The organism is Bradyrhizobium sp. SHOUNA76, from assembly GCF_023006445.1.
Taxonomy (GTDB): domain Bacteria; phylum Pseudomonadota; class Alphaproteobacteria; order Rhizobiales; family Xanthobacteraceae; genus Bradyrhizobium.
In genome coordinates this window covers 1-7,149 of sequence record NZ_JALBHA010000346.1, presented here as the reverse complement: position 1 = coordinate 7,149, position 7,149 = coordinate 1, and the positions used below count along the sequence as shown (strand labels likewise).

At 65.0% G+C, this 7,149-nt stretch carries 5 protein-coding genes and 2 pseudogenes; 2 read left to right on the top strand and 5 right to left on the bottom strand.

What is annotated here, in order from left to right; all coding sequences use genetic code 11:
* Positions 1 to 484, top strand: a pseudogene (locus MOV74_RS26905) (glycosyl transferase); the annotation flags it as partial.
* A gap of 191 nt (positions 485 to 675) precedes the next feature.
* On the opposite strand, the gene MOV74_RS26900 reads toward MOV74_RS26905, so the two are convergent.
* Both MOV74_RS26900 and MOV74_RS26895 read right to left on the bottom strand, forming a co-directional pair.
* On the bottom strand, positions 676 to 2,562 hold the full coding sequence (locus tag MOV74_RS26900; protein ID WP_246929511.1) for a CHASE2 domain-containing protein: 1,887 nt from the start codon (positions 2,560 to 2,562) through the stop codon (positions 676 to 678).
* Between the two features lie 46 nt (positions 2,563 to 2,608).
* A complete protein-coding gene (locus tag MOV74_RS26895) occupies positions 2,609 to 3,130 on the bottom strand; it encodes a FecR domain-containing protein (protein WP_246929510.1) in 522 nt (173 codons plus the stop codon).
* A gap of 645 nt (positions 3,131 to 3,775) precedes the next feature.
* Between MOV74_RS26895 and MOV74_RS26890 the strand changes: the two genes are divergently transcribed.
* A complete protein-coding gene (locus MOV74_RS26890; RefSeq protein ID WP_246929508.1) occupies positions 3,776 to 4,870 on the top strand; it encodes a DUF2778 domain-containing protein in 1,095 nt (364 codons plus the stop codon).
* A 30-nt stretch (positions 4,871 to 4,900) separates the two neighbouring features.
* Here the strand turns inward: MOV74_RS26890 and MOV74_RS26885 are convergent, their stop codons facing one another.
* The 3 genes and pseudogenes from MOV74_RS26885 to MOV74_RS26875 all read right to left on the bottom strand — a co-directional run.
* A complete protein-coding gene (locus MOV74_RS26885; protein ID WP_246929507.1) occupies positions 4,901 to 6,265 on the bottom strand; it encodes a caspase family protein in 1,365 nt (454 codons plus the stop codon).
* A 110-nt stretch (positions 6,266 to 6,375) separates the two neighbouring features.
* Positions 6,376 to 7,002 (bottom strand): glutathione binding-like protein, encoded by a 627-nt coding sequence (locus MOV74_RS26880; protein ID WP_246929506.1) that lies wholly within the window; start codon positions 7,000 to 7,002, stop codon positions 6,376 to 6,378.
* A gap of 11 nt (positions 7,003 to 7,013) precedes the next feature.
* Positions 7,014 to 7,149, bottom strand: a pseudogene (locus MOV74_RS26875) (cysteine hydrolase); the annotation flags it as partial.

Here is a 7,149-nt window from a genome sequence, read left to right as displayed (position 1 = left end):
GCCCGTCTGCATCGTGATGTTTGCTGCGCTCATCGTGCAAGCCAACACCGGCTGGCTCTCCGGATATCGCCGCGATGCCACCGTGCGCAGCGTCGGCGTCGGCTGGCGCGAGCTTGCCGCCGAGATCGAAACGGTGCGCGCGCGCCATGGCGCGACCTGCGTGCTCGCGCAGGACTACGGCACCACCGGCTGGCTCGCCTTCTACTTGCCGCGCGGCACCTGCGTGGTGCAGCAGAACCAGCGCATCCGCTGGGTCAATATGGGCGAGCCGGATCCAAAACTGCTTGCGGGCAAGCTGCTCCATGTCGACGAGCTGCGTCCGGACGGGCATCCCGTCCTCAACGACCTCTTTGCGAAGGTCACGCAGGTTGCGCAATTGCAGCGCAAGCGCGGGCCGCTCGTGGTCGAGACGTACAGCGTCGATCTGCTGGAAGACGCCAAGGGCGACGTGCTGGACCGCTCGCCGCCGCCGGAGGCGAGGTAGCAGGGCTCACTGCCTCCACACTGTCGTCCCCGCGAACGCAGCGACCCATACCGCGTGATTTATCGATGAGTGCCGGTGTCCGTACCGCGCGAAGACCGGCCCACGACGAGTCTACGCCAAACCTCTCCCTGTGGTATGGATCCCGCGTTCGCGGGGACGACAGCGGAGTGTTGAGCCGATAGCAACGACTATCAGCCGATCATCTCGGCCTTTGCAGCATCCTGGTCCGGCCCGCCCCGATCCCGCCAGAACCACACCATCACGACCCCGGAGCGGCCGCGGACCTGGGCGAGCAGGGGGCCTGACAGAACGCCGTCGGGAGCCCCGTGGAAGTCGGCTGCATCGAGCAGCGTGTCGCTCAGCGCGAGCCGCGCGCCATTCTGAACGGCGACCTCCATCAGCCGGCTCGCGACGTTGACGGTGTCGCCTGTCGCCGTGATGTGCTGATGACTTTCGCCGAGGCGGGAGGCGACGATCTCGCCGAAATGCGCGCCGATCTTGAAGCCGAGCCGATCGCCGATTGCTGACGGCAACGAGGCGATCCAGCGTTCGACGCCGCGATGGAGGTCGATCGAACATTTCAGCGCGCGTGCCGCGTCATCGGGCATCGCGCCTGGCAGCCCGAACAGGATCATGGCGCCGTCGCCGAGAAAGCCGGTGATCGTGCCGCCGCAATCGACCGCGGTGTTGTCGATCAGCGCGTGAAATGCCTTCAGGATTTCCTGGATCGCGTCCGGATCGGTCTGCTCGCTCAAACCTGTGAAGCCGGAGAGGTCGATGAAGACCACGGCTGCGTTTTGTCGGACGGGTTTAGAGAGAAAATCCGGATCGCGCGCCAACCACTCCTGCACCGCAGGCGCCTGGAACTGCGCAAGCGACCTGCTTTTGGCAGCGAGATATTGCGTGCGGCGGCCTCCGGCCCATAGCTGTACACCGGCAAAGATCGCAACCGGGGGCACTGCGGCGGTGAGCGTGGTTGCTGCATTCAGCCAGACGCCATGCGTGAACGCGAACGTATTGAGGCCGGCCCAGGCGATCATCACCGCGGCCGCCGCCATGATGCCGGGCGCGCTGCGCCGCCAGGCCAGCAAGCCGACCAGCAGCATGGGCAGCAGGATCGCAGCGAGCGTGTCGGCGATACGAACCCTGTAATCGCGCAAGATGCCGTCGCCGGCAACGAGATGGGTGATCGCAGTCGAGACCACTTCGACGCCGGGCATCAGGGAATCGAACGGTGTGGGATAGAAGTCGCCGCCGCCGGCGACCGAGGCGCCGATCACGACGATCCGGTTCTCGATCGCGGCGCGATCGAGCGTGCCGTCGAAGATGCTCTGTGCGCTGACGGTGCGGATGGTCCGTCGCGGACCGTAATAGGTGATGGGCAGCGCGAAATCGGTGTCGGTCGGCACCGCGCGATCACCGAGCATGAGATGATCCGGCGCGATCGTCAGCGGCTTGTCGAGCGCGCGGGTGGCGACGCGCAAGGGGAACGACAGCTCGACCTTGTCGTGCGTCCGGAACAGCATCGGCACCGAGAGAGGTGAGCCTGATTGTCCCGTCGCGACATTGACGACGCCGACCTCGGCGTGGTCGGCGAACGCCGGCAACGGCAGCAGGAAGCGTTCGGCCTGCGGCAGCACGGCGAGGGGGCCCTGGCTGCTGGCCTCCACGGTCTCGCTGGCGCTGGGAAAGATCGCCGCGGCGGCGAGCACCATGGGGCCGGTGGCGAGCGTGTTTGCCAGCGTCGCATCTCCGATCGCAGCGCTGCGGTCGACCAGCAGCAGGTCGATCGCGATGACCTTCGGCTTGAACTGTACGATGGTGTCGACGACACGGGCGAGATCGGCGCGCGGCAGCGGATAGCTGCCGCCGCGCTTCACCACGGTGTCGTCGATCGCGACGATGGTGACGAGATCGGGTGGGCGCTGCACGCCTCGCACCTGGGTCCGCCAATCCGTCAGCGTTGCCTCGAGGCGGTCGAGAAAGCGCAGATGACCGTGGGCGTGCGCGGCATAGATGCCTGCGCCCCACAGCGCGGTGAGGATGAGTGCCACCAGGATCTGAACGCGTCTAGTCACTACGTGCTGCAATCTTCTTTGCTCTTAAATCCTGTTGACCAAGCCTTTATTGACCAAGCCTTGCCATCAGCGCGTCGACGCGCGGTTGACCCCATGTCTTGACGGTCAAGGGGCCGGACGCTTCCACGTCCACGCCTTCGCCGGGGCCTAGAACGACGCCGTGCCCACGAGCCCTGCGGCTGACGCCGACACGACCGTCAGCGACGAAGACGGAGGTCTTGGCCCCAGCGGCATCTACGGCCCACTTCGTGCCGCGAACCGCGGCAATCGCCTGCGGGGTCAGCACCTTGAAGGGATTGCCGCGGGGCTTCTTGGGCACCTCGATCAGCAGGGCTTTGCTGCTCAACTCCACGGAGTCTATATGTCCGTCGCGGTTGGCGTCCTTAAGTTCAAATCTGGCGCCGTTTTCGGCAACGATGATGATGCCGTTGTCGCAGCGCCAGGTCTGCGTGCTCGCGGCTGAAATCGACGCCGTGCAACCGGCGTTGGCAGGCTGCGCGGCCGCATATCCCATCAACAGAGGCGACCACGCCAGCGCGAAACATCCGGCGCGCGCGAACCTTCTCATGCCAGCCTCCGTTTGTATGCCCGGCACAGTTCAAAGCGATGTTGATACGGTACCGTATCACACGCAGAGGCTGCTGAAAAGTGCCGCTCAGGAGCTATTTTCTCAGCACGCCTTTTTCCAGAGCGGCGCGATCAACTTTCGGTCAGGAGAGCCGTGGATGTGAGTGCCGTCCGGCGGGTGATGTGCATGAGCGGCCCACCGCAGGCGGCATGTGAAAGGGCGCATCGCACACCAGCCTCGCGCAATGCTTCCCCGTTATCGTGCGGACATTGAAGACCACGAAAAGGACTTGGTTGGTGGGTCTAGAGAAGGCGGCCGGAGACGTCCGCTGAATGCGCCGATCCGGCCGAGAATTATGGTTAACAGACGCGCCTAAGTCCGTAGTTCTGCGGACTTTTTCTCAGAATGAGACAGCGTTTACGAGCTGCCCTACATCTGCCCGAACTTAATCCGCATTTAACTAAAAGTCGCCTTAATGACGCTCCGACCCTCTGCGAGATGCTGTTCCCGGATCGTGACCAGCGGCACTTTGAAGGGGGACCGAGTGACACCGTCCTGGACGCAAGGCGAATGAGTAAGAGTATCGCTGCGCAGAGTAACGCGGCACGGAAGTCCAAGAATTCTCTTCGGAAGTCTTCCCGGAAAATGACCACGACCAATTGGCTTGGCGCCGCGGCGATCGGCTGCGTCGTGATGGCTGCCGGCTGGACCATCTACAGCAACGTCTTCGGCGCGAGCGTCTATCCGAGCGTCGGTAGCACCGGCTACGACGAGCCGGTGATCAAGCGTGCGCCCAGGGTCGCGCTGCGCGAGGCCGGCGACGCCATCAAGGAAGCTTTTGCGCTCCTGCCCGACCGGTTGCAGGTGGCCGCGCCGATCTCGCGCGAGATGTTCAACGAACGCTTTGCCGCGGCTGCGACGCAGGGCGTGCAATCGAACGCGGCCAGCGCCGCACCAGCGACCGAGGTTGCGCTGGCCAAGGACGCGCCGAAGCAGAGCGTGATCGCGAAGGTCGCGGAAGCGCTGAAGCCAGCGGCTCCGGCCAGGATCACTGACAAGTCCACGGACAAGACCGCCGACAAGGCCAAGCGCGCTCCGGATGCCCAGGTGCAGCTCGCCTCGGCCGATCCGGCCCAGATCGTGCCGGCACCTGAGGCCAAGCCGAAATCGTTCGCCGATCGCGCCAAGGCGGCGGTGATGTCGATTACCGGTCCGCGCCAGTCGATGGTCGAAAAACTCTGGGGCAAGCGCGAGCCGTCCGGCGGGCTGCTCGCTTATGCCTCGGCCGATGCCAGCATCACGGCGTCCATCGCGCCGAAGGAGCAGAATCCGATGCTGGGCGGTGCGCCGCCCTATGAGCGCGATACCGCGGTCTACGACATCACTGCCAAGACGGTCTATCTGCCCGACGGCACCAAGCTCGAGGCGCATTCCGGCCTCGGCTCCAATCTCGACGATCCGCGCTCCCAGCGCACTCGCATGCGCGGCGTGACACCACCGCACATCTACACGCTGAAGCCGCGCGAGGCGCTGTTTCACGGCGTGCCCGCGCTGCGCCTGACCCCGATCGGCGGCGAGAGCGCGATCTACGGACGCGACGGTCTGCTCGCCCACACCTTCATGCTCGGGCCGAACGGCGATTCCAACGGCTGTGTGTCGTTCAAGGACTATTACGCGTTCCTCGACGCCTACCGCAACAAGGGCATCCGCAAGCTCGCGGTGCTGGCGCGGGTCGAGTGAGGCCGCCGCGGTGCGCCCGAGCGGGCCGAGCTAGCGCTTGACGAAGGTGAAGCTGCACGGACGCAGTTCATTGCGTTTGCCGCTGCCGCGGCTACGCTCGAATTGCGCGTCGATCGTGTACCCATACGGCGAGCCGGGAGCGCTATTGTTGACGGTGTAGGCGCTCGGACCCGTGAGACCCCGTGCACTCAGCGTGGTCTTCCCGTCAGCCGATACCTGTCCGTCGATTGCGAGCGTGCTGTTTGTACGCGGGTCCCGATCCTCCGCATGAAATACGCCGCCGGCGATGGTGGCCGACAGGGTTCGGGTATAGCCCAACGCCTTGCCGGAGCTGGCGCAGTTCACGGTGACGTCCCAATTGCCATCGAACATCCTGCCCTCGCCAGTCGCGGGCGCCAGCGCCACCTTCTGCTTCAGGCCGTCGATCCGGGCCTTGGCGAGGCTGGCGAAACTGCAGCTTGAAAATCGCGCCAGATGATCCTCGAAGGCGCTGACGGTGCCGATGGTGTCGGCCGCCTTCCAGTGCGCCTCCGCGGATGCGCAAGGGTCGGGCCGCGGCGCGCCTTGCGGTGCCGCGGGAGCGATCGTGACGGACACCGGGCCGTTCAGGTAGAACTTGCCGATGATCGACAGTGACAGCTCCGGAAGCTGCGTCTTGCCGCTGGCATCATAGACGTCGCTGCTGATGTCGCGAAAGACGTCGCCGATCTCGTGCGGCTCCTCGATGTGCTTGAGGAACGCCGTCGTGTAGGGGCTGTTGCGGCCGGTACCGTCGGCGGCGACCTGGCCTGATTGCGTCGAGAACGACACGATCGTCCCGCGCGGCGCCTCGACCTTCGACAGGCCGCGTCCGACCGAAGCCGCGCGCGTCGCAGAGCGCTTCAGCATGTCGGCCAGTGGATTGTCGCGGCAGGAATCGAGCACCAGGATGCGCAGGTTCTTGGCCTGCTGCAGATCGTTCACGATGTCGTCGACCCGCACGAAACGCTTGAGGTCGGCCTCATCGGTCAGCGTGGCGTCGACAGGCATCAGATAGTTCACGCCGTTGTACTGCATTGCATGGCCGCTGTAATAGAACACGGCCACGTCGGCCCTGCTGGCGGCGCGCGCGAAGCGGATGGTCAGGTCCTGCATGTCGGCCTGGCGCAGGTCGACGCCCTGGATCACCTCGAAACCGCTGCGCCTCAGCGAAGCCGCGACGTCTTCCGCATCATGGGACGGGTTGGGAAGTTGCGCCGTGCTGACATAAGCGCCGTTGCCGATCACCAATGCCACCCGCGTGTCCGCCGATGCAGGCCCGATGCAGAGCGAGACGAAGAACGTCAGACAAAAACCGGGCAGGTAAAGTCCGGGCAGGCAAAATCCGGCGAAGCAATGTCTGGAAAGAGCACTCATGAATGCCTTCCGAGGAAATATCGAAAATATTCCTCCAGATTAGCGCATGCCGCGTCGACTTCAATGCCCTCGCCAGGAAAGCACTCGGATTTCGCGACCGTGACGTCCGGTCACACCGTCGCCTTGCGCAGGGCCATTTCGGTCGCAATCGCTTCCCGCACGGCCGGCCGCGCCTGCATGCGCTCGAGATAGGCCGACAAGGACGGCCATTGCGCGATGTCGACGCCGGCGGGTCGGAGCAGCAGCAAGGCCCAGGTGAGGTGCGCATCCGCGACCGTGAAGCCGTTACCGACGAGGAATTCGCGCTCCGCCAGATGCGCCGACGGCGCCGACAAGGTCTGAGTGATCCTTGCGCGCGGTTTGGCGAGCGAGCCGTCGTCCTTGTACCAGAAGGTTGGAAACAGGAACGCCTTGTGGATCTCGGCGCCGACGAAGCTGAGCCATTCCTGGAGGTGATAGCGATCGGGATCGCCGAACGCCGGTGCAAGGCCAGCCGTCGGCTTCACATCCGCGATGTATTGCAGCACCGCCGCGCTCTCGGTCAGCCGTTCGCCGTTCTTCAGCACCAGCACCGGCACCGCGCCCTTCGGCGAGACGCCGCGGAAATCACTGCCGTCGTCCATGACCTGCTTGGTCCAGATATGGGCGAGGTGATACTGCGCCTCGATACCAGCCTCCATCAGCGCGATGCGGCTCGAGAGCGAGCAGGCCATCGGAAAGAAATAGAGTTGCAGCATCGCTGGCTCCCTCACGTCAGCGCATCGCTCTGCGCGATGATCGCGAAGCGGTCCGAGAGCTCGGCCAGCGCGACCTCATGAATCGTCCGGGCGTCCAGCGTGCCGCCGCGGCCGTCCGGCAGGTCGCGGGTGGCGCAGGCATCGGCC